The organism is Pseudomonas sp. 5Ae-yellow, from assembly GCF_014077575.1.
In the GTDB taxonomy this organism is placed as follows: domain Bacteria; phylum Pseudomonadota; class Gammaproteobacteria; order Pseudomonadales; family Pseudomonadaceae; genus Halopseudomonas; species Halopseudomonas neustonica.
Genome location: NZ_JACGWE010000047.1, coordinates 1 through 20613 on the forward strand (window position 1 = coordinate 1; position 20613 = coordinate 20613).

The window sequence follows — 20613 nt, forward strand, 5'->3', positions numbered from 1 at the left end:
GAGGTCAAGAAGTTTAGCATCCATAGCGACGGCGGCAGTTGGGTCTGGTTGGTGTTGTGGTGACCCAAACTTAACCCAGCTTGTCCGCCGTCCCTACTAAATTCCCGCTAATCCGCGATGAACCTTTATTTAGCCCTACTTCATCCTTGCGGCCTTTGCTCAACTCGCGGGAGCTGACGCCATAAAACGCGGATGGTTGGTGCAGGGTGACAAAAGGATAGGCCAGATTCCAATGGCCACCGGGGCGTTGGTGCTGATCGACGATGATGATACTGGCATCGGACTCGGTCAGCAGCGTGTCGGCGAAGGCCATACCCACTGCGCCGCTGCCGACTATCAGGTAATCCGCTTCTAGTTGTTGTTCGCTCACGGTTTTACTCCTGCTCCCGTCTTCGGGATAAAATAAATTGCGCTATAACAGTGTTATGCCTGGTCGATAGTATAACGGTGTTATGCAAAGTCAAGTACAATCGCCGGATGAATGATTCGAAACGTAAAATTCTCGACGCCGCCTCGGCGTTATTTCTCGCGGGTGGGACTGCTGCGCTCAGCGTGCGCGCAATTGCGGCTCGTGCCGGGGTTTCTACCATTGGCATATACAGTCACTTTCAGGGTAAGCAGGGAATTTTGGATGCGCTGTACATAGAAGGTTTTAGCGCGGTCATCGAAGCCCTGGCTGTTGATGAACTGGCAGACTCTGCGCGCGAGCGCGTGTTGTTGGCTTCGCGCCGTTACCTGGATACCGCTGAAGCATACGAGCCGCATTACGGGCTGATCTTCGGCAAGCTGGATGACAGTTATCAGCCCTGTGATGAAGCCCGCATAGTGGCCGCTTCAGGTTTTGCGCGATTAACTGAGTTGGTGGGTGATCTGCTCGCCGCAGATGCCAGCGTCGAGTCAAAATCTGACGTCGCGCTGCAGGTCTGGGCCTTGATTCATGGTTTTGTTGGTCTGAAGAATCATGCCGTGGCGGAGCTGGTCGATATGCGTTGCTGGAAGGAGCGTGCGATGGAGGCTGTGGAGATGCTGGTCGACGGCATCATTAGCCGCCGCGTGCAGAGTGGTTCCAAGGCTTAACCCCGCTTCGCCATTATGTGCTCAGGCTCGACCGGGATAGGGCCGTTTACGCGCGGCTGCTGGAAATGAAAGACCTGGTTCGCGTCATCGTTAAGACCATTGGATAACGCTTGGGCCTGGTCTGCTTCTGGATAACGCAATGGCTCTATGAAGTCGATGCCTGCCTGGCCGGTATGTGATTAGGCAGAATTCAGGCAATAAAAACCCCGCCTGCCATCAGAGGCAGGCGGGGTATCGACCGCCAGATTTACTGTGCGGTTGCGCCGCCACCGTTGACGCCGTCAGGACCGTCTACAGTTGAGTCAGCGTGCTTGCTGGCGTTGCCAACATTGTCAGTACCAACTGAACCAGCTTCTACTTCATCACCGGCGTCGCGTTGGGTTGGAAGGTGTTCGGAGGTTTTGTCTTCACCTTGCTGACCTGTGTTGACTGCGCTCTCATGGGTATCCATGTGCTCATCGCCGTGGTTGTCGGCGGAGGCGGGCAAAGCGCCCAGCATGGCTACAGAGAACAGGGCAGTGCTTAACAGTTTCATATGCGTGTTCATATACAATCTCCTTGTAAGGTGCACTGTAATAGAGCAACAGAGCCGCGTGAGAGTTCACCAAAAATTCATTGGGTGTTCACTTTGCGTGCGCTTTGCTTGATGTAGTGATAGGTCATGTGGCAGTTGCTCAAGTGGCCGAAAGCCTCTGCGAAAGGGTGCTTGCAGGTGTCGTAGTTATACCTTTTGGGCCGATCTATGCCCTGTAATCAAGCACAAAAAAATTCAGGCTTGCATTTGTCATAGGTAGAAATTAGCTTCTGTATCCGAAGTTAGTTTTGGCTCGGCAGATGTCGTGCTCCCTTTTTATTTTCATTCGATAGAGGCAGGACCACAGTGAAAAATCGCATAACAGAACTCTTTGGTATTCAGCACCCGATCATTCAAGGTGGTATGCACTTTGTCGGTTTTGCCGAGCTGGCGGCTGCTGTGTCCAACGCCGGTGGCTTGGGCACCATTACCGGTCTAACCCAACGCACGGCAGCGGACCTGGCTAATGAAATCGCCAAGTGCCGCGATATGACCGACAAGCCTATCGCGGTCAACCTGACCTTTCTGCCGACGGTTAACTCGCCTGATTATCCTGGCTACATTGAAGCCATCATCAAGGGCGGAGTAAAGATTGTTGAAACAGCAGGTCGTAGCCCGCAGGAATATATGCCAGCGCTGAAAGACGCGGGTATCAAGGTTATCCATAAATGTACTTCAGTAAGGCATGCACTCAAGGCCCAGTCGATTGGTTGCGATGCAGTCTCGGTTGATGGCTTTGAATGTGGCGGTCACCCCGGTGAAGACGATATTCCCAACATGATTCTGTTGCCGCGTGCGGCAGATGAGCTGGAGATTCCGTTTGTCGCGTCTGGTGGGATGGCGGATGGCCGCTCATTGGTTGCCGCCATGGCGCTTGGCGCCGAAGGCATGAACATGGGCACGCGTTTCATCGCCACCCAGGAAGCGCCAGTACATGAGAATGTTAAGCAGGCGATTGTTGCTGCTTCCGAGCTGGACACGCGTCTGGTTATGCGCCCGCTGCGCAACACCGAGCGCGTACTGAACAACGCCGCAGTTGAGCGCATCCTCGAGAAGGAAGCGCGCCTGGGTAAGGACCTGAAGTTCACCGACATCATCGACGAAGTGGCCGGCGTTTATCCCAAGATCATGAAAGACGGTGATATGGAACTGGGCGCCTGGTCTTGCGGTATGGTCGCGGGTTTGATTCACGATGTACCGACCTGCCAGCAGTTGATCGACAGCATCATGGCTCAGGCTGAGCAGATTATTCGAGCGCGCCTGAGCGGCATGCTGTAAATACGTTTTGGTATCCCCGGCGCTAGCCGGGGAATACCTTGTTGGAGATCTGCATGTCCCGAACACCGCTTAATCATATGGACTGCAGCGTCGCACAGACGCTGGATATCGTCGGCGAGTGGTGGTCCCTTCTTATTCTGCGCAATGCCTTTCATGGCATGCGTACCTTTGATGCCTTTCAAAAACAGCTGGATATTTCCAGTAGTGTGCTCAGTGCCCGGCTGAAAAAACTGACCGAGGCTGGGGTGTTGAAAAAAGTACCCTGCCGTGATGACAAGCGCTCCTTTGAATACCGTTTGACCGATGCGGGGATGGATCTTTACCCGGTGTTGATTGGCTTGATGCAATGGGGAGAAAAGTGGCGCCCCAATACGATTGGACAGCGCATCTTGCTGCTGGAGAAAGCGACCGGGCAGCCAGTGCATGGCGCCGAAGTCCTGTCTGCTGATGGGCGACCGCTCAAGGCTTGGGAAGTGCAGCCAGTCGCCGGTCCCGGCGCTGACGAGCATGTGCATGAGTTGATTGGCTAAGATGCTGTCGCGCTTCGGCGCTGCTGCTCTCCCTGCTGTGTCATGCAACCTGGATGCAGGGGTTATTAGGCTCCAGGCGCCGCCCTAGACGGATCGCCGTGATTGCTACTTCGACCGACCCATTGACTTCCAGAACGCTGCCAGTTGCGCATGCTGCATGACTGCTGAGCCTCACCGAGGCGCGTGGTCAGCGCTTGCAGAGTGACTGCTTGCGTCCCAAAACAGGTCCGGCTGCGTTATTATCCCCGGGCGACAGCGAGGAACTCGCTTACTGTTACTGAATTCGCCATATGGATTTGCCTTACATGAATATAAAACACCTTACTAGTGCAACCCTGTTGAGCTTTGCGCTGATTGCTCCATTGCACGCCGCAGAGCATGCCAAGAACCCGTCCAGTGGTGCGTCTGTCGCGCTGTTGGTGCCCAAGGCCGAAGCAGGTAACGCGGGTGCGCAACGTGAGTTGGCTGATCATTTCTACGATGGCGACGGCGTGTTGCAGTCCTATGAAAAAGCCGCGCAGTGGTATGCCAAAGCGGCGGAGCAGGGCGATGCTGTGGCGCAATTTGCACTGGGCTATATGTATGACGAAGGCCAAGGCGTCACCCTTGATGACGCTCGAGCCATAGAGCTTTATACCCAGGCTGCGGAACAGAACCACGCAGGTGCGCAGTACAACCTGGCCCTGATGTATGACGTGGGTGAAGGTGTGCCCGTCGATGATTTGAAAGCGATTGACTGGTACTGGCGTGCCGCCGAGCAGGGGCATGCCGATGCCCAGTTCAATCTCGCGCTTATGTATGACGAGGGCGAGGGTGTACCGGTCAATGATCAGAAGGCAATAGAGTGGTATCGCAAAGCAGCCGAACAGGGCCATGCCGACGCCCAGTTCAATCTGGCACTGATGTATGACATGGGCGAGGGCGTTCCAGTCGATGATCGTGAAGCTGTGCGCTGGTACACCGCAGCAGCGGAGCAGGGCGATGCCACCGCGCAGTACAACCTGGCGTTGATGTATGACGAAGGCGAAGGTGTGCCGGTAAATGATCAACTGGCAGTGCAGTGGTACCGACGTTCAGCTGAGCAGGGCGATATGGACGCTCAATACAACCTGGCCTTGATGTACGACGAAGGCGAGGGTGTTGAGATAGACGACGCCGAAGCTCTCAACTGGTATGCGTTCGCGGCGAATCAGGGGCACGCCTCGGCGCAGTACAACCTGGCGATCATGTATGACGAAGGTGAAGGCACTGAGGAAGACAACGCAGCAGCGATCAAATGGTACAGCGCGTCGGCAGAACAGGGTAACAGGGACGCACAGTACAACCTGGCTGTCATGTACGACGAGGGTGAGGGCATGCTAGAGGATAATCAGGCGGCAATTAAATGGTATACAGCCGCCGCCCAGCAGGGCGAGCCCAGTGCCATGTTCAATCTGGGTATCATGTATATGAATGGTGAAGGTATGCGCAGGAACCAGCGCATGGCCTATCTACTGTTTTCCTTGTGTGCGGCTCAGGGGCTGCCGGATGCGCGTGAAGCACGCGATTTGATGGGTGAAAAGTTGAGTAAGGATGAATTGACGACTGCTCAGCGTGCGGCCGTTGAGTGGCAGCTGGATACTGCATTCCCTGCGCTGTGAGCCTCGTTACTATCAGGGATCTTTATTCACTCTGTGAATGATGCGTATCAGCGTATAGGGTTTTTAATTGAGCGATATTTTGCGTAATGTATCGCTCCACGGAAAGTAGGTCCACAATTCACATTGGTTGGACCGCTGTGCGGTCATTCATTTCATTTGGAGGTAGCTGCGATGGCTTCTTTTGAGGGTATCAAGCGAGTTGGCGTTATCGGCGCGGGCACTATGGGCCGCGGTATCGTAATGAACTTCGTCAATGCGGGTTATCCCGTGACCTGGCTCGACGTTAACGCGGAGATGCTGGAAAAGGGTCTGGTTGATATCGCCAGTGTCTACAAGCGCTCGGTTGCTCAAGAGCGTTTTGATGACGCCGAAGCGCAAGCGCGGATTGCTCGCATCACTACCACTCAGGCGTACGCGGATCTGGCTGAAATGGATCTGGTGGTTGAGGCCGTGTATGAAAACATGGATCTGAAGAAGAAGATCTTCGCCGAGCTGGACAGCGCGGTGCAGGCTTCTGCCATTCTGGCGACCAACACTTCCTATCTGGATATCGACGAGATTGCTTCTGCGACCAAGCGTCCTACTCAGGTTCTGGGTCTACACTTCTTCAGCCCTGCACACATCATGAAGCTGCTGGAAGTGGTTCGCGGCAAGGCCACAGCGCAGGACGTCATGGACGCTTGTCTGGCGGTCGGCACCAAGATTGGCAAAGAGGCCGTACTGGCGGGCAACTGCCACGGCTTTATTGGCAACCGCATGCTGGAAAAATACTCACGCCAGTCACGCGAAGTAGTGCTGGAAGGTTCTACTCCATGGGAAGTTGACCAGGCGCTGCAGGGCTTTGGCATGGCCATGGGGCTTTACCGCATGTATGACGTCGTCGGTGTTGATTTGGGCTGGCGCTCACGTCAGTTGGCAGGCCTGGGCCGCGGCGAACCTATCGTATGGCTGGACAATAAGCTGTGCGAGATGGAGCGTTTTGGTCAGAAGAGTGGTCACGGTTTCTATAAGTACGAGCAAGGCAGCCGTCAGGCTATCCACGATCCAGAAACCGATATGATGGCGCGCGAAGTAGCCGAAGAAGCCGGTTATACCGCTCGCGATGTTTCCGCTGATGAGATCGTCAATCGCTGTATTCTGGCGCTGGTCAACGAAGGTGCGCGCATCCTCGACGAAGGCTACGCAGAGTCTGCCGAAGACATCGATCGCGTATACCGCTTTGGTTATGGCTTCCCGGCCGAGCGCGGTGGTCCGATGGCTTACGCTGACAGCCTGGGTCTGGACAAGGTGCTGGCCGAGATTCGCGCGCTGGAAGCTGAGCGTGGCGAGTTCTGGAAGCCTGCTGCTGGTCTGGTCAAGCTGGCCGAAGCGGGTGGTCGCTTTACCAAGGCCTGATTGTCAGCCTGAAAAAAAAACCGCATCGAGCCAGGCTTGATGCGGTTTTTTTATGTCTGCAGTTACGGTCAGCCAGGTCTGTCAGTCAGTTCTAACGGGCGTTCCGACCACATTCTGCCCGTCTACCGTGGCCTCCTTCAGCATGATCTGATAATGCTGGCCATCGGTTTCTATCTGGCTAAGGCGTACTAGCAGGTAGTTCCAGTCCTTGGCGAACCATAGGGTGGTTTCGCGTTTGGCATCAGGCTCGCGGACGCGCTCAACTTCAACGGCGTCAAATTGGCCGACGCGTGTGGTGACGCGATCGTCGCCGACAACCCGAAAGTAATAATCCTCAACTTCATCGCCATCCACCACGCGGTAATGCATGTCTTGCTTGCCCGCCATCAGATCCTGCTGCAACGCCAGCTGATAGGTGGTTTTGTCGAGCAGGTTGGGCTCAGTGGGTAGCTCGAAAGCTTCTTCTTTATAAGTGCCGCTGACCAAGCCATTGTTCCAGTCAAAGCGCTGGCTGATTTCCTTGCCGCTGCCAAGGCCTTTGCGCTCGTAGTGATAGCTCAGCGGTTGGATGACGTCATTCTCTTGGCGCAGGGTGCTCTGTTCTATCAGCTTGGCGACAAACATGCTGGCGGTGAATGACAGATTCCAGGTCCCGTCGGCATTGGCGTCAAGGCTGTGTAGTGCTTCGCCATTGACGGGGATGCGCTTCATATCAGCCGCGTAACTGGCGCTGAAGGGAACCAGTGGTGCTGCACTGGCAAAGCTGGCGCTCAGGGTCAGCGCTAGGCCGAGGATTGAGCGGGTGAGGCGGCGTGAAAAAGCAGGGCTCTGATGCATCAGTGTCGTCTCATATGCCGGATTCGAGGTCTTCCAGTCTTAGTCCACTGGCTGTTATTGGGCTGCCGTCAAGGCAGGCCCGGTCTTCATCAAGGTGCAGACGGCCGGCGGCATACCAGCGGGTTACCAATGGGAATAGGCGATATTCCAACTGCTGAACCTGAGCTGCAAGGCTGCTGGCGTCATCGTCTGAGGCAATCTTGATACGACCCTGAAGTATCAGTGGGCCGCCATCGAGTTCCTCGGTGACGAAGTGCACAGTAGCACCATGTTCGGCGTCACCTTCATCCAATGCGCGCTGGTGAGTCTGCAAACCTTTGTGCTTGGGCAACAGAGATGGATGAATGTTCAATAAGCGTCCGCGAAAATGTCTGACGAACTGCGCGGTGAGAATACGCATGAAGCCGGCAAGTAACACAAGGTCGGGTTTGAAGGCGTCTATTTCATGCTGCAATGCATGGTCAAAGCCTTCGCGATCGCTGAAGTCACGGTGATTCAGCACGCGGGTTGCGATTCCAGCTGCCGCAGCGCGCTGCAGGCCGTAGGCATCGACCTTGTTGGCTACGACACCGACGATGCTGGCCAGCGCAGGTTGCTCCGCCAGGTCGTCGATCAAGGCTTGCAGATTGGTACCCGATCCGGAGATCAATACCACGATACGACAGCTCACCGGATCAGTTACCGCGCTGCAGTATGACGGCCTCGCCGCCCTCTTTGCCGTCTTCAATGCGACCAATGATCCAGGGCTCTTCACCTGCGTTGCGCAGCACCGTCAGCGCTTCTTTAGCAGCCTCGGCCGCCACACAGATGACCATGCCTACGCCGCAGTTAAGTACACGGTGCATTTCGGTTTCATCAACATTACCCTGTTGCTGCAGCCAGTCGAATACCGCCGGACGCTGCCAGCTGGTGAGGTCAATGGTAGCGCGGCTGTTGGCCGGCAGTACGCGAGGGATATTTTCCAGCAAGCCGCCACCAGTGATGTGGGCCATTGCCTTGACGCTGCCGGTTTGCTTGATCAGCTGTAGCAGTGCTTTTACGTAAATACGCGTAGGCGCCATCAGCAGCTCGCTCAATGGCTTGCCGTCGAGGTTGGTGCTGTGGATGTCGATGCCGGCAACTTCGATGATCTTGCGGATCAGTGAGTAACCGTTGGAGTGCGGACCGGAAGAGGGCAGCGCGATCAGGGTATCGCCAGCGGCTACTTTGCTGCCGTCGATGATTTCGGACTTCTCGACTACGCCAACACAAAAGCCAGCCAGATCGTAGTCTTCACCTTCATACATGCCGGGCATCTCGGCGGTTTCACCGCCCACCAGAGCACAGCCAGCCAGCTCGCAGCCTGCGCCAATGCCGGTGACTACCTGGGCCGCGATGTCGATGTTCAGTTTGCCGGTGGCGTAATAGTCGAGAAAAAACAGTGGCTCGGCGCCACAGACGATCAGATCGTTTACACACATGGCGACCAGATCGATACCGATGCTGTCGTGAATGCCCAGATCCATTGCCACGCGCAACTTGGTACCCACACCGTCGGTGCCCGACACCAGAACCGGCTTTTTGTAGCCTTCGGGGATTTCACAAAGAGCACCGAAGCCGCCGAGGCCACCCATGACTTCGGGGCGTGCAGTTCGCTTGGCAACATGTTTGATGCGATCAACCAGGGCGTTGCCCGCGGCGATATCGACGCCGGCATCTTTGTAGCTGATAGAGGGTTTGGACGGCGTCTGGCTGCTCATGGCGTGGTCTCAAGCTGTGCAAAATAAGTGGCTGGCGCAGGGGTTTCTGCGTTCTCGCCAGGATAGCGCGCTAGTTTAGCAATTCATGCTGGTCAGAGCCATGCCGAAGCGACTTTCTGCGCTTCGGTTGCTGCGTACCCAAGGCTTGTTTAATGTAGGGGGATATAACAAGCCGAAACCTCCCCGTTACCGGCGTATAGCCACCATGATGGACGTCTCCCATGTCATTGCTGCGATCCTGTCTGCTTAGTTTGTTGTGTTGTTTGCCTGTCTTCGCCAATGCGGCGGTGCTGGAGACGCTTTATCAGGTTAATGTGCCTGCGACCGAGGACGCTGAAGAGGGCGCGCAACTGGGTACCGCTACGCGCGTCATGCTGCATCGTCTGGCGGGTAGCAGTGTTGCTCTGAATAAGGGCGCGCTGGCGGAGGTGATGGCGGAACCCAGCAATGTCACTCGGCGTATCGATGCGATGGGTGAGGATGGCAGTCTACGTGTCGAGTTTGACCCTTTGTTGTTGCGTGAGGCATTGATCAAGGCGGATGTGCCAATGCTGGGGCTTAGTCGTCCCGGCATCCTGGTCTGGGCGGTACAGTCGACTATGTTGGGTGATGAGTTTCTGCTGCCCAGCAGTGAAATGGGGCAGGCGCTGCGCGAAGTCGCTGCCTACCGCGGTGTAGCCTTGACCCAGCCGCTGGCCGACCTGCAGGATCGTACCAGCGTGGCCGAAGCCAACGTGCTTGAGGCTGATGAGGCGGTATTGGCCGAGGCCAGCGCGCGCTATCCAGCCGAGGGCATATTGGCGCTGCAGGTGAAACAGGCTGATGAGCTTTGGGCCCTGCAGTGGACGCTCTGGTTAAACGATCAAAAAGTGACCGGCAAGGTACAGGCGGATACCCCACGCGAGGCCGCAGATACGATGATGCAGGAGCTGGCCGATGCGGTTTTTGCGCAATATGCGGTGACCAGCGTACCCAGTGATCAGCTAACGGGCTGGCGGTTGCATGTCAGCGGCATCAACAGTCTTGATAAATTCTCTCGTCTGCAGCGGATGCTGCAGCAGATGGGCACGCAGGATGTGCCGAAACTGGTATCAATGAAGGGCAGCCAGGTTGAGTTTGTGTTTGACTTCCCCGGAGACGAAGCGCAGCTGCAACGTATGCTGATGCTTGATCAGCGCCTGATAGCGGTGGATGCACCTGTTGAACCTGTTGAACCTGCAGTGTCGAATACGGTTGATAGCTCGGTTGACGCGGTAGAATCGGTTTCTGCAGGTGATGCGTCACCCGCAAGTGCTGGTGGGGTTGATGCTATCGAGGCGCCAGAGGCGGAGGAACTTGATGTTTTGCCACCCGCTTTGCCGAGTTCACCACAGGACAATCGCAAGTCACTTTACTACCGCTGGCGATAGGTTATCCTGCCCGCCAGTCGGCTTTGCGTATACGAGCGCGCAGCGGTTTCAGCTAAAACTAAGGATGGAATATGATCTCTGATTACCGTTGGTACTGGTCGGCGGGCTTGGTCGTTGTTGTGACCCTGATTTATTTCTTGCAGCCCATATTGTCACCCTTTCTGATTGGCATGCTGCTGGCCTACCTTGGTGATCCTCTGGTGGATAGGCTGGAGGAGCGCGGTTTGTCGCGCACCCTTGGGGTGGTGGTGGTCTTCACCGTGGCCTCCAGTGTGCTGATTCTGGCTTTGATTATCCTGATTCCGTTGTTGGGGCATCAGATTTCGACACTGCGCGATAACGTTCCGGCCATGATTGACTGGTTCCACAATTCCGCCTTGCCATGGGTTGAGGCGCGCCTGGGCATCAGCGTCAGTGATTTCCGTCTCGATAGCGTGCGTGACAGTCTCAAAGAGCATCTGGGGCAAACCACCAGCGTATTGGCTGCGGTGGTAGCCAAGGCGACAAAGTCGACGATGGCGCTGATAACGTTCGCTGCGAATCTGGTGATGATTCCGGTGGTAGGTTTTTATTTGCTGCGTGACTGGGATCTGATCGTTGCTCGCTGCCGTGACATGATTCCACGCCATTATGAGCCCTTGACGGTCAAGCTGATGCACGACTGCGATGAGGTGCTGGGTGCCTTTATTCGTGGGCAGTTGCTGGTGATGGCGTGTCTTGGGGTCATTTACTGGCTGGGTTTGTGGATGGTCGGTCTTGAGTTGGCCTTGTTGATTGGCCTGCTGGCCGGACTCGCCAGTATCGTTCCCTATCTCGGCTTTTTTGTGGGTATTACGGCGGCCTTGCTGGCAGCGGTATTCCAGTTTGGCGATCTTTTCCATCTGATCGCTGTGGTAGCGGTATTCAGTGTTGGGCAGATGATTGAAGGTATGGTGCTGACGCCGCTGTTAGTGGGGGATCGTATCGGCTTGCATCCCGTGGCGGTGATTTTTGCCATCCTTGCGGGCGGGCAACTGTTCGGCTTTGTTGGTATCCTGCTGGCCTTGCCGGTAGCAGCCGTTATTATGGTGTTGCTGCGGCATTTCTATCAGCGTTATCGCGACTCCGCAGCTTATGGGCATGCGCCGGTTGCAGCTGATGTCAGTGAAGACGTTGAGTCGAACGAGGTGGAACAGAAGTAATGGCAGGTGGGCAACCGATACAGTTACCGCTCGGCATCAAGCTGCGCGATGAAGCGACCTTTGCGAATTATTTTCACGGGCCCAATGATGCGGTCGTTGCTGCTGTGGCTGATTTCGCTGATTTGCAGCGCGAACCCCAGGACAATTGCTTGTTGCTCTGGGGGCCTGAAGGCTCAGGGCGCTCGCATTTGTTGCAGGCCGCCTGTCACGCGGTAGCTGACGCCGATGGGTTGGCCATGTATTTGCCCCTGGATGAACTTGCCGACGAATCGCCGACGTTGCTCGATGGAATGGAGTCAGTTGAGCTGCTGTGCCTTGATCAACTCGACGCGGTGGTGGGTCGCGCTGACTGGGAAGAGGCGCTATTCCATTTGTATAACCGTTTGCGAGAGCAGGGCGGCCGCCTGTTGATCGCCGCCAGTGCAGCCCCTCGCGCCTTGGGACTAGCTTTGCCTGACCTGGCATCGCGTCTGGGTTGGGGTTTGGTGTTTCAGCTGCAGGCGTTGGATGATCAGGGCAAGCAGGAAGTGCTGAAGTTACGCGCAGCGCAGCGTGGCCTGCAACTGAGTGACGAGGTGGCGCGTTATATCCTGAGCCGAGGCGCGAGGGGGATGGTTGAGCTTTTTGCTGCGCTCGAGCGCCTGGATCAGGCCTCGCTGCAGGCCCAGCATCGGCTGACGATTCCTTTCGTCAAGCGCGAAATGGGCTGGTAGTGCAAGAAGCGTTTAGCTCGATTGCTCCCCGGCTATTACTCGCTGGGCCTGAAACGACCAGCGTACAAAGTACAGCGCGGCGATAAAGTAGAGCACGCTCAGCCCACTCATAAGTAATCCGTAGTTCAGCCTTCCAGGCTGAAAGCAGATCAAGACGCCCTGAATAAAATACATGTTAATGGCAAAGCACAGCCAGGCATGCGTGCGTACATGGCCGATTAGAATGCCCGGTAGAAATATCGATAGCGGTAAGAGCTGAACAGCGATAATGATCACCGGGTTGGCGCCGTGCATATCAGCGTACAGCAGGTTGTACCCCAGCATGACGACTATCAGCCCCAGATAACCGATCAGTGCAATCCAGCGGCTGATCTTGATACGCGGTTGTAGATAGCTTAATGATGGCAGTAACTTCGGCTTTTTAGACACTGGCGGCACCTGCTGCAAGTTGTCGAGTAAGCCTGCCTACTCGTTTGCCGAGCGCAATGCAGAGCTCGTTCTCGTGCTTGTCGAGGCCGCGTTTGCCCTGGCTGCCAGCGTGATGACTGGCGCCGTAGGGCGTGCCGCCCCCTTGGGTCTCGGTCAGGGCCGTCTCGGTATAGGGTAGGCCGACCAGCAGCATGCCGTGATGCAGCAATGGCAGCTGCATGGATAGCAGGGTCGCTTCCTGGCCGCCGTGCAAGCTTGCCGTAGAGGTGAATACGGCGCCGGGCTTATTGCACAGGCTGCCGGCTAACCAGAGGTTGCTGGTGCCATCAATGAAGTACTTCATGGGCGCTGCCATGTTGCCAAAGCGGGTTGGGCTGCCCAGAATCAGCGCGGCACAGTGCTTGAGGTCGTCTTCACTGCAGTAGACCGCGCCTTCGCCTGGAACCTGCGGCAGGCTGCTGGTGGTTTCCGCTGCAACCGAGGGCACAGTGCGCAGCCGGGCTTCCAGTCCAGCCTGCTCTACTCCTTGAGCGATCTGTCTTGCCATTTCGGCGGTAGCACCATGGCGGCTGTAGTAGAGCACTAGAACATAAGGTGAGGCAGTGCTCATGCGAACAACTCCAATACCTTCTCGGGTGGCCGACCTATAACCGCCTTGCCGTCGCGAACCACAATTGGCCGCTCGATCAGTCGTGGGTAATCTGCTAATGCCTGCACCAGTTGAGCTTCACTTAGTTCGGGATTACCCAGATTCAGTTCCTTGTAGGTATCTTCGCCTTTGCGCATGAGCTCGCGTGCGCTCATATTCAGCAGCAACAGTAGATCGCTTACGTCAGCACTGCTCAAGGGTTCTTCTATGTAGCGCACTATGTCGATATCTGCGCCTTGGTTCTCCAGTAACTCCAGGGTCTGGCGGGACTTGGAGCAGCGAGGATTGTGGTAAATGGTTACCTGAGACATGCTTTTCTCCTTGAAAAAGGCGGGTAGCGTTGCGCCGGGTGGCCTAAGCCTATGATGGGGTTTATTCTAAGCGCTAATGCATACCGCTGTCAGGGAGCTTGAATGCCGCGCCAACTTAACGTGTTTCTGCACTTTTGCCGTCACCTCTTGCGCCGCTTCAATGAAGACAACTGTGTCAAGAACGCAGCAGCGCTAACCTACACTACCCTGTTTGCCGTAGTACCTGTCATGACCGTAGCCTACGCCATGCTGGCTGCCATCCCGGCATTCGACCAGGTAGGTGGGCAGGTTGAGGAGTTCATTTTTAATAACTTTGTACCATCCACTGGCGCAGCGCTGCGAGAGCATCTTGGCGAGTTTTCCGACCAGGCCAGGCAGTTGACGGGTGTTGGCGTTGCCTTGTTGATGGTGACCGCGCTAATGATGCTCGTCAGCATCGAGAAAGCCTTTAACAACATCTGGCGTATTCGTCAGCCACGTCGTGGGCTGAGCAGCTTTCTGCTTTACTGGGCGGTGCTTAGTTTGGGACCGTTGCTATTAGGCTCGGGGTTTGTGGTCAGTACTTATCTGGCCTCAATGTCCTTTTTGCGTGAGGGCGTGGTGCTGGCTTTCGCCTGGCAGCTAGTGCTCTATTGGTTGCCCCTGTTGTTAAGCGTAGCGGCTTTTACCCTGCTTTTCGTGGCGGTGCCCAATACCCGTGTTCCGCTCAAGCACGGTGTCATCGGCGGGTTGTTTGTTGCTCTGCTGTTTGAGGGGGCCAAGGCCTGTTTTACCCTCTATGTGAAGCTCTTTCCCGGATACCAATTGATCTATGGTGCCTTCGCGGCAGTACCTATTTTCCTACTGTGGATATATGTCAGTTGGGTGATCATTCTGCTGGGTGCTGAAGTGGTCAGTAATATGGGAAGCGGTGCGGCTTGGCGGCGGCCAGAGCATCCCTGGATGATCAACCTGCTGGTGGTGCTGCGGGTGTTTCTGCAAGCGCAGGCCAAGGGCGATCAGGTCGATTTGGTGCGGGTCAATGATACCGGCTGGTCGCTGCACGAAGATCAATGGATACGCTTGACCGAATGGCTTGAGAGCGAACAGATTATCACTCGTACTCAGCAAGGCTCTTATGTGTTGTGTCGTGACCTCGGTACACTGGAGTTGAGCAGCTTGCTAGAACGTATGCCCGAGCCAATGCTGACCAACGAGAACCTTCCTGCTGCGGTTTTGGGGGCTGGGGAATGGTTTCCGGTGTTTAGTGAAGCGCTTGCAAATGCCGATGAAGCAAGGCGCAGTGCCTTGAAAGGTAGTGTGAAACACTGGTTGATTGACCCGCAACCGGCCAGGGCCGAGCCGGAGCAGCTTATGGAAAAGGTGTGCTGATGCTGTTTATCAGGAGTACTCTGCTACTGGTGATCTGCCTATTGTCGGCCTGTGATGCGCCGGGATGGCTGGATCAGCACGGAAATACCATGACTCGCGATCAGCTGACGGGAAAGCGTGTGGTGGTTAATTACTGGGCTCAGTGGTGCGCACCTTGCCGTGAAGAGCTGCCAGAGCTGAACCGCCTGGCACGGGACTTTCCGCACGCCCTGATCATCGGTATCGACTTTGATGCGGCCAAGGGTGATGCGTTACTGGCTGCGACTGAAAAGATGGGTATTGAGTTTGCCGTGCTAGGTCATGACTTTGCTGCTGACCTGGGGCTGGAAAAGCCAGCGGTCTTGCCCACCACCTACATTCTTGATGAGCAAGGTGAGCTGGTGCATACCTTGCGAGGGCCGCAGCACTACGACGACATTGCAGCGCTGCTGCAATAATTCGCTGATCAATCTGGTGAGGTTTGAATGAGCTCTCTCTGTATGCAAGTAAAGATTTCTGGCAAGGTGCAAGGCGTTGGTTTCAGACAGGCTGCGGTGCGACAAGCTGCGCAGCTATCGGTCGATGGCTGGGTGCGCAATGAGGACGACGGCACTGTCTCTGCGCTGGTGTGTGGTGAGGTCGACGCGGTCGAAGCGATGCTGGCTTGGCTTGGCAAAGGGCCGTCAGGCGCGGAGGTCGGTGGGCTGGCTGCAAGTACGTGCGCCTGGCAGGATATTGCAGGTTTCGTGCAGTTCTAGATGTCACAGAGGCCGGGTTGCACAGTAAGCAGGTGCAACCTATTCGTTGACATACCAGTAGGTGTACCAGTAATCGAGCACTTTGTCTGGATAGCGGTTGCTACCCAGGCTGCCGTTGTAGCGAGCTAGCGCGCGGCGAAGGTTGCCATGCTCCTTGTCCATATAGAACTTCAAGATGGCGCAGCCGTAGCGCAGGTTGGTTGCCAGATCTATGAGGTTGTCGTCTTGTCTGCCCAGCTCGGCTTTCCAGAAAGGCATGACCTGCATGACGCCTTGAGCGCCCACGCGCGACAGGGCATAGCGGTCAAACAAGCTCTCGGCATGCATGACAGCGATAACCAGGTCAGGTTTCAGGTTGGCTCGTCGCGCCTCCCGGTGGGTCAGGCGCAGCAGCGTCAAGCGCTCTTCTTCATCCTTGATGAAGGGCGCTAGCCGGGTGGACATATCCATCAGCCATACTTCGGCATCAAATCGATCCTGAAAGCTCTCCGACTGCGCAATGGTACGCATCAAGGACGCTTTTAGCTCCGGATCTGCCTCTGTCGCCAGCACCGAGGCGCTAAATTGCAGAGACCATATAAGGACAACAAGCCGTGATAGCATCAGCTGTTACTCGCCTGCTGTTGCGTCACCCAGCGCCTGAATAAAATCACCTTGTAGTTGGGGGTCGCCGGTGGTGAGCAAAATCAGCATGTTCTCCAGCTGGCTTGACTCCTCGTTGAGCCCCAAAGCGGCTAGCCGCTGTACGCGATGCACCCACTGATTTACATCATCCTCTTCAAGGTTGTCGTAAATCAGCTTCTCGGCTTCCTGCAGCTTGCCGCGCAGGCCACGATCTACCAGTAGCGTCGTTTCCGTTTGTACGCCAGGTTCAGCAATGGCGGTCAGTCGGATGATACGCACTTCGTCAAAGTTGAGCCCGACGAAGTCTTCATCCAACAGGTTCAACCGCAGTTGGCCATCCTGATCAGTCTGGCGACTGACGCGCACCTCGCCGATTGCCAGGTTTACCCGTTGGTTGGCCCAGGGCAGACTCTGAAACTGATCCTGCTGGTCTATCGGGTTGCCCGCGCTATCGAGTTGAGTCACCGTATACAGTCGGCTCTCGGTCACCTTGATACTGCGATGCGGTGTATCCATAACCTTGGGCTCGCCAGCGTCAATACTGAGGCTGTGGCTGACCAGCTCGCGCTCAATGCCACCGCTGGTCGGCTCATTACCCCCTGGCTGCGCTGCACACGCCTGGAGCAGAACAAGTACTGCGCCGGCCCAGGCCAGACGAGCATACCCTGGTGACAGGTTCGAGGTGTTCATCAGGCTTGCTGTAACCGGGTCAGTAAATGATCAAGCATGGCATCAGCTGCAACGGTGGTCGCTTCCTTGTCTCCGCGGAATTTATACTCGAGCTGACCGTCAGCGAGGCCGCGATCACTGATAACGACGCGATGGGGGATGCCAATAAGGTCCATATCGGCAAACTTGACCCCGGGGGAGACTTTCTTGTCTCGGTCGTCCAGTAGTACATCGATGCCAGCTTTGCTTAGCCCATCGTATAGCGCCAGGGTTGCTTCTTTAACCGCCTCGGAGCTTTCCAGCTTCATCGGTATCAGAGCCACCTGGAAGGGGGCTAGCGCATCGGGCCAGAGAATACCTCGGTCGTCGTAATTCTGTTCGATGGCGGCGGCGACTACGCGAGAAACACCAATGCCATAGCAGCCCATGGTCAGGGTGGCCGTCTTGCCATTTTCGTTAAGCACGGTGCAGTTCATTGCCTGGCTGTACTTTTGACCTAGCTGAAAAATATGCCCCACTTCGATACCGCGTTTGATGACCAGTGTGCCGTCGCCATCAGGGCTGGTATCGCCCTCGACGACATTACGCAGATCAGCAGCTTCATCAAAGTGCGCATCACGCTCCCAGTTAACGCCGGTGAAATGCTTGCCATCCTGGTTGGCGCCGCAGACGAAGTCAGCCAGGTGAGCGGCGCTGTGATCGGCGATGACCTTGATGTCCATGCCGACTGGGCCAATGGAACCAGGCTTGCAGCCAATGGCTGCAATTATCTGCTGCTCGCTCGCAAAGGTAAGCGGGGACATGATCGCAGGATGATTTTCAGCCTTGATCTCATTCAGCTCGTGATCGCCGCGCAGCACCAGTGCAATCAGCGACTGCGGCTTGTCTTCTTCCTCTGCGGCCAACACGATCAGGGTCTTGACTGACTGCTCGGCAGGCAGCTGCAGGAAGCTGCTGACGGCGGCGATGGTCAGTTGGTCGGGGGTGTCGACCAGTGTTTTTTGCTGTGACGGAGCAGGGCGCTCGCCCTGTGGCAGCTGGGCAGTCGCTTTTTCCATGTTGGCGGCATAGTGACCGCTATCGGAGAACACGATGGCATCCTCACCTGATTCGGCGAGGACGTGGAACTCGTGCGAGCCTTCGCCGCCAATAGAGCCGTTGTCGGCAACGACCGGGCGGAAATCCAGACCCAGGCGAGAAAAAATATTACAGTAGGCCTGATACATTGCGTCATAGGTCTGCTGCAGCGACTCCTGGCCGAGATGGAAGGAGTAAGCATCCTTCATCAGGAATTCGCGGCCGCGCATCAAGCCAAAACGCGGACGAATTTCGTCACGAAACTTGGTTTGAATCTGATACATGTTTATCGGCAGCTGCTTGTAGCTGGATATCTCGTTGCGGACCAGGTCGGTGATCACTTCTTCGTGGGTCGGCCCTACGCAGAAATCGCGGTCATGACGGTCCTTCAGGCGCAACAGCTCAGGACCGTACTGCTCCCAGCGACCTGATTCCTGCCATAGTTCAGCAGGCTGAATAGCCGGCATCAGCACTTCCAGTGCGCCGGCCTTATCCATCTCTTCACGCACCACGGCTTCGACTTTGCGCAGCACGCGCAATCCCATCGGCAGCCAGGTGTAAAGTCCGGAGGCGATTTTGCGAATCATACCGGCTCGCAGCATTAGCTGATGGCTGATGACGGTGGCGTCGGAAGGGGTTTCCTTCAGAGTAGAGATAAGATACTGGCTGGTACGCATGGGCGGGGTTTGTCCTGAAATTGCGGGCAGATATTGCGGGTATTGTACGATTGTGTCGGGGAGCCGTATAGCCTGTCGGCATGACTTGGCAGGGGTAAAGAGAAATAAAAAAACCCGGCCTGAGCCGGGTTTTTTATACTGCCTGGTTGCTTAGAGCAGGTTCCAGGTGTAACCGACGATCAGACGGTTCTCGTCGACGTCGCCGTTAACGCCTCGGCCGTTAGTGCCGGTGCCGACATTTTGGCGTACAGTCGCATTGCGCCAGCGGATGTTGAGACCTTCCAAAGTACCATTTTGTACAGTGTACTTCAGCTCGCTATCACGTTCCCAGCGAGAGTCGGAAAGGCCAGGAGCTACGTCAATGTCATCACCTTTGATGTAGCGTGTCATGAAGCTCAAGCCGGGAATACCCATGCCTGCGAAGTCGTAGTCATAACGAGCCTGGTAAGACTTCTCGTCCTTGGCGTTGAAATCCAGATACTGGATAGAGTTGGCCAGGAAAATGTCGCCATCAGTGTAGTAGTAGCCTGCGTCACCATTCATTTCCTGGTAAGCAACACCAAAGGCGTGGTTGCCAGCGCCCAAAGTGAAGGCCAGAGATGCTGCCTAGTTGTCTACTTCTTCTCCATCCGAGCTATTTTCATCGCTGGTGTCGTAGTAAGCAAAGTTGGTGTTCAGGCTCAGATCATCGCCCAGTGGCATGGTCCAGTCAGCGCCCACAAAGTAGCGGTCGTAGAAGTCTTCAGCTTCCGCGCCGTACAAAGTTACACTCAGGTTGTCGGTGAAAGTGTAAGTACCGCCGAGGTAGGTCAGGTCGTCACCATCGGTGATTGCGCCGTCAGTTTCGTTGGGCTGATTCATTTCACTGCGGTCGGTCAGACGACCGGCTTCAACGAAGAGGCCATCGATAGACTGGTTGGTGATGCTGTAGCCTTGATAATGGCTGGGCAGCAAACGGGCGTCGTCGTAAGCGGCAACTGGGTTTTCTGGCATATGAACGCCGTAACGCAGTACGGTATCGTCCAGGATGGCCATCTTAACTGCGCCACGGATTTCTGAGTATTCGTCATCGGCATCGTTGTTGCCGTCGACAGGCAGTAGGCCTGTGCCGGAGCGCCCACGACCGCTGTCCAGCTTGATGCCCATGGAAGCGATAACGTCAGCACCGAAGCCAATTGGGCCTTGAGTGAAGCCAGACTCGAAGTTCATCAGGAGGCTGGTAGCAGACTCTTCGCGCTTGCCTATGCCGTTGTTGTCGCGACCATTGCGGAAATCACGGTTGAAATAAACGGTGCGGTTGTAAAGGGTCGCGGAAGCGCCTTCAATAAACCCTTCGCCTTCTGCCATTGCGCTGCTGGCCAGCATGCCGTTACCGGCTGCGACCGCGAGTGCAAGCGAACTCCATTTAACTACGTTTTTCATCGGTGTGCTCCTTGATAGAAAAAATGCAAAACAACTAGGCTTTTGGCAGCCCTGAAATTCTTGTTTTCGCAGGACATTAAAGCATTTAAGCAAAATATGTTAAAGCAAGCGCCGCAAAAACAGTATCTTGTTACAACAACGTTATAGAGGGCGGCGGCAAAAACTGAGTGCAACACCTGACCTTTCCGGTACGGTGCTGCCCTATGTCTTATTCCGAACTCAGCGTTGCAGAGCGTGCCACCATTCAAGTTAGTCATGCCCAAGGCCTCAGCTT

23 protein-coding genes and 1 pseudogene are annotated in these 20613 nt (G+C 55.7%); 11 read left to right on the top strand and 13 right to left on the bottom strand.

Annotated elements, in window-relative coordinates; all coding sequences use genetic code 11:
• Positions 1–70: 70 nt before the first annotated feature.
• Positions 71–370 (bottom strand): NAD(P)-binding protein, encoded by a 300-nt coding sequence (locus H4J77_RS17200; RefSeq protein WP_310735007.1) that lies wholly within the window; start codon positions 368–370, stop codon positions 71–73.
• A 107-nt stretch (positions 371–477) separates the two neighbouring features.
• Between H4J77_RS17200 and H4J77_RS17205 the strand changes: the two genes are divergently transcribed.
• A complete protein-coding gene (locus H4J77_RS17205; protein ID WP_182249650.1) occupies positions 478–1077 on the top strand; it encodes a TetR/AcrR family transcriptional regulator in 600 nt (199 codons plus the stop codon).
• A 247-nt stretch (positions 1078–1324) separates the two neighbouring features.
• Here H4J77_RS17205 and H4J77_RS17210 read toward each other — a convergent pair whose 3' ends face one another.
• On the bottom strand, positions 1325–1624 hold the full coding sequence (locus H4J77_RS17210) for a hypothetical protein (protein WP_182249652.1): 300 nt from the start codon (positions 1622–1624) through the stop codon (positions 1325–1327).
• Between the two features lie 333 nt (positions 1625–1957).
• Here H4J77_RS17210 and H4J77_RS17215 point away from each other — a divergent pair, with 333 nt between their 5' ends.
• From H4J77_RS17215 to H4J77_RS17230, 4 genes are all read left to right on the top strand, one after another.
• Positions 1958–2929 (top strand): nitronate monooxygenase family protein, encoded by a 972-nt coding sequence (locus H4J77_RS17215; protein ID WP_123890839.1) that lies wholly within the window; start codon positions 1958–1960, stop codon positions 2927–2929.
• Between the two features lie 53 nt (positions 2930–2982).
• Positions 2983–3459, top strand: coding sequence for a helix-turn-helix domain-containing protein (locus H4J77_RS17220; protein ID WP_123890838.1), 477 nt, complete (start codon positions 2983–2985; stop codon positions 3457–3459).
• A 305-nt stretch (positions 3460–3764) separates the two neighbouring features.
• Positions 3765–5099, top strand: coding sequence for a tetratricopeptide repeat protein (locus H4J77_RS17225; protein WP_220469410.1), 1335 nt, complete (start codon positions 3765–3767; stop codon positions 5097–5099).
• Positions 5100–5270: 171 nt separating this feature from the next.
• Positions 5271–6494: a 3-hydroxyacyl-CoA dehydrogenase gene (locus tag H4J77_RS17230; RefSeq protein WP_182249656.1), complete on the top strand. Its 1224-nt coding sequence runs from the start codon at positions 5271–5273 to the stop codon at positions 6492–6494.
• 81 nt (positions 6495–6575) lie between these two features.
• Here H4J77_RS17230 and H4J77_RS17235 read toward each other — a convergent pair whose 3' ends face one another.
• Genes H4J77_RS17235 through purM form a run of 3 tightly spaced genes read right to left on the bottom strand, consistent with a single transcriptional unit; the run spans position 6576 to position 9070 of the window.
• Positions 6576–7331, bottom strand: a complete 756-nt coding sequence (locus H4J77_RS17235) for a DUF3108 domain-containing protein (protein ID WP_182249658.1) — start codon at positions 7329–7331, stop codon at positions 6576–6578.
• A gap of 10 nt (positions 7332–7341) precedes the next feature.
• A complete protein-coding gene (gene purN / locus H4J77_RS17240) occupies positions 7342–8001 on the bottom strand; it encodes a phosphoribosylglycinamide formyltransferase (protein ID WP_182249660.1) in 660 nt (219 codons plus the stop codon).
• Positions 8002–8005: 4 nt separating this feature from the next.
• Complete coding sequence (gene purM, locus H4J77_RS17245; protein WP_182249662.1) at positions 8006–9070, bottom strand: phosphoribosylformylglycinamidine cyclo-ligase; 1065 nt, start codon at positions 9068–9070, stop codon at positions 8006–8008.
• A gap of 221 nt (positions 9071–9291) precedes the next feature.
• Between purM and H4J77_RS17250 the strand changes: the two genes are divergently transcribed.
• From H4J77_RS17250 to hda, 3 genes are all read left to right on the top strand, one after another.
• Positions 9292–10479 (top strand): DUF2066 domain-containing protein, encoded by a 1188-nt coding sequence (locus H4J77_RS17250; protein WP_182249664.1) that lies wholly within the window; start codon positions 9292–9294, stop codon positions 10477–10479.
• Between the two features lie 71 nt (positions 10480–10550).
• On the top strand, positions 10551–11660 hold the full coding sequence (locus H4J77_RS17255; protein ID WP_182249666.1) for an AI-2E family transporter: 1110 nt from the start codon (positions 10551–10553) through the stop codon (positions 11658–11660).
• Positions 11660–12373 carry a DnaA regulatory inactivator Hda gene (gene hda, locus H4J77_RS17260; RefSeq protein ID WP_123890830.1) on the top strand — a complete coding sequence of 238 codons (714 nt, stop codon included), beginning with the start codon at positions 11660–11662 and terminating at the stop codon, positions 12371–12373. Before H4J77_RS17255 ends, hda begins: the two co-directional genes overlap by 1 nt.
• A gap of 12 nt (positions 12374–12385) precedes the next feature.
• On the opposite strand, the gene H4J77_RS17265 is transcribed toward hda, so the two are convergent.
• Genes H4J77_RS17265 through arsC form a run of 3 tightly spaced genes read right to left on the bottom strand, consistent with a single transcriptional unit; the run spans position 12386 to position 13762 of the window.
• Positions 12386–12802 (bottom strand): DUF2069 domain-containing protein, encoded by a 417-nt coding sequence (locus H4J77_RS17265; RefSeq protein ID WP_123890829.1) that lies wholly within the window; start codon positions 12800–12802, stop codon positions 12386–12388.
• Positions 12795–13412 (bottom strand): NAD(P)H:quinone oxidoreductase, encoded by a 618-nt coding sequence (gene wrbA / locus H4J77_RS17270; RefSeq protein WP_182249668.1) that lies wholly within the window; start codon positions 13410–13412, stop codon positions 12795–12797. Before wrbA ends, H4J77_RS17265 begins: the two co-directional genes overlap by 8 nt.
• Positions 13409–13762, bottom strand: coding sequence for an arsenate reductase (glutaredoxin) (gene arsC, locus H4J77_RS17275; RefSeq protein ID WP_182249670.1), 354 nt, complete (start codon positions 13760–13762; stop codon positions 13409–13411). The genes wrbA and arsC overlap by 4 nt, the downstream gene beginning before the upstream one ends.
• 102 nt (positions 13763–13864) lie before the next feature.
• Between arsC and H4J77_RS17280 the strand changes: the two genes are divergently transcribed.
• Genes H4J77_RS17280 through H4J77_RS17290 form a run of 3 tightly spaced genes read left to right on the top strand, consistent with a single transcriptional unit; the run spans position 13865 to position 15870 of the window.
• Positions 13865–15133 (top strand): YihY family inner membrane protein, encoded by a 1269-nt coding sequence (locus H4J77_RS17280; protein WP_182249672.1) that lies wholly within the window; start codon positions 13865–13867, stop codon positions 15131–15133.
• Positions 15133–15570: a TlpA disulfide reductase family protein gene (locus H4J77_RS17285; protein ID WP_182249674.1), complete on the top strand. Its 438-nt coding sequence runs from the start codon at positions 15133–15135 to the stop codon at positions 15568–15570. Before H4J77_RS17280 ends, H4J77_RS17285 begins: the two co-directional genes overlap by 1 nt.
• A 42-nt stretch (positions 15571–15612) precedes the next feature.
• Positions 15613–15870: an acylphosphatase gene (locus H4J77_RS17290; protein WP_235869772.1), complete on the top strand. Its 258-nt coding sequence runs from the start codon at positions 15613–15615 to the stop codon at positions 15868–15870.
• A 39-nt stretch (positions 15871–15909) separates the two neighbouring features.
• On the opposite strand, the gene H4J77_RS17295 is transcribed toward H4J77_RS17290, so the two are convergent.
• From H4J77_RS17295 to H4J77_RS19800, 5 genes and pseudogenes are all read right to left on the bottom strand, one after another.
• Positions 15910–16473, bottom strand: coding sequence for a lytic transglycosylase domain-containing protein (locus H4J77_RS17295; RefSeq protein ID WP_182249676.1), 564 nt, complete (start codon positions 16471–16473; stop codon positions 15910–15912).
• Positions 16474–16479: 6 nt separating this feature from the next.
• On the bottom strand, positions 16480–17184 hold the full coding sequence (locus H4J77_RS17300; RefSeq protein WP_182249678.1) for a hypothetical protein: 705 nt from the start codon (positions 17182–17184) through the stop codon (positions 16480–16482).
• A complete protein-coding gene (locus H4J77_RS17305; protein WP_123890821.1) occupies positions 17184–18917 on the bottom strand; it encodes a proline--tRNA ligase in 1734 nt (577 codons plus the stop codon). The genes H4J77_RS17300 and H4J77_RS17305 overlap by 1 nt, the downstream gene beginning before the upstream one ends.
• 150 nt (positions 18918–19067) lie before the next feature.
• Positions 19068–20339, bottom strand: a pseudogene (locus tag H4J77_RS20010) (OprD family porin).
• A partial coding sequence (locus tag H4J77_RS19800) for a hypothetical protein (protein ID WP_220469414.1) occupies positions 20336–20613 on the bottom strand: 278 nt, incomplete at its 5' end. The gene H4J77_RS19800 and the pseudogene H4J77_RS20010, both read right to left, overlap by 4 nt.

What these genes read in the sequence shown, in the direction of transcription:
- H4J77_RS17205 (WP_182249650.1), top strand. Translation starts at nt 478, where the DNA reads ATGAATGATTCGAAACGTAAAATTCTCGACGCCGCCTCGGCGTTATTT.
- H4J77_RS17285 (WP_182249674.1), top strand. Translation starts at nt 15,133, where the DNA reads ATGCTGTTTATCAGGAGTACTCTGCTACTGGTGATCTGCCTATTGTCG.
- H4J77_RS17255 (WP_182249666.1), top strand. Translation starts at nt 10,551, where the DNA reads ATGATCTCTGATTACCGTTGGTACTGGTCGGCGGGCTTGGTCGTTGTT.
- H4J77_RS17225 (WP_220469410.1), top strand. Translation starts at nt 3,765, where the DNA reads ATGAATATAAAACACCTTACTAGTGCAACCCTGTTGAGCTTTGCGCTG.
- wrbA (WP_182249668.1), bottom strand. Translation starts at nt 13,412, where the DNA reads ATGAGCACTGCCTCACCTTATGTTCTAGTGCTCTACTACAGCCGCCAT.
- H4J77_RS17210 (WP_182249652.1), bottom strand. Translation starts at nt 1,624, where the DNA reads ATGAACACGCATATGAAACTGTTAAGCACTGCCCTGTTCTCTGTAGCC.
- H4J77_RS17300 (WP_182249678.1), bottom strand. Translation starts at nt 17,184, where the DNA reads ATGAACACCTCGAACCTGTCACCAGGGTATGCTCGTCTGGCCTGGGCC.
- H4J77_RS17295 (WP_182249676.1), bottom strand. Translation starts at nt 16,473, where the DNA reads ATGCTATCACGGCTTGTTGTCCTTATATGGTCTCTGCAATTTAGCGCC.
- H4J77_RS17220 (WP_123890838.1), top strand. Translation starts at nt 2,983, where the DNA reads ATGTCCCGAACACCGCTTAATCATATGGACTGCAGCGTCGCACAGACG.
- H4J77_RS17305 (WP_123890821.1), bottom strand. Translation starts at nt 18,917, where the DNA reads ATGCGTACCAGCCAGTATCTTATCTCTACTCTGAAGGAAACCCCTTCC.
- purM (WP_182249662.1), bottom strand. Translation starts at nt 9,070, where the DNA reads ATGAGCAGCCAGACGCCGTCCAAACCCTCTATCAGCTACAAAGATGCC.
- hda (WP_123890830.1), top strand. Translation starts at nt 11,660, where the DNA reads ATGGCAGGTGGGCAACCGATACAGTTACCGCTCGGCATCAAGCTGCGC.
- H4J77_RS17280 (WP_182249672.1), top strand. Translation starts at nt 13,865, where the DNA reads ATGCCGCGCCAACTTAACGTGTTTCTGCACTTTTGCCGTCACCTCTTG.
- arsC (WP_182249670.1), bottom strand. Translation starts at nt 13,762, where the DNA reads ATGTCTCAGGTAACCATTTACCACAATCCTCGCTGCTCCAAGTCCCGC.
- H4J77_RS17290 (WP_235869772.1), top strand. Translation starts at nt 15,613, where the DNA reads ATGCAAGTAAAGATTTCTGGCAAGGTGCAAGGCGTTGGTTTCAGACAG.
- H4J77_RS17230 (WP_182249656.1), top strand. Translation starts at nt 5,271, where the DNA reads ATGGCTTCTTTTGAGGGTATCAAGCGAGTTGGCGTTATCGGCGCGGGC.
- H4J77_RS17250 (WP_182249664.1), top strand. Translation starts at nt 9,292, where the DNA reads ATGTCATTGCTGCGATCCTGTCTGCTTAGTTTGTTGTGTTGTTTGCCT.
- H4J77_RS17235 (WP_182249658.1), bottom strand. Translation starts at nt 7,331, where the DNA reads ATGCATCAGAGCCCTGCTTTTTCACGCCGCCTCACCCGCTCAATCCTC.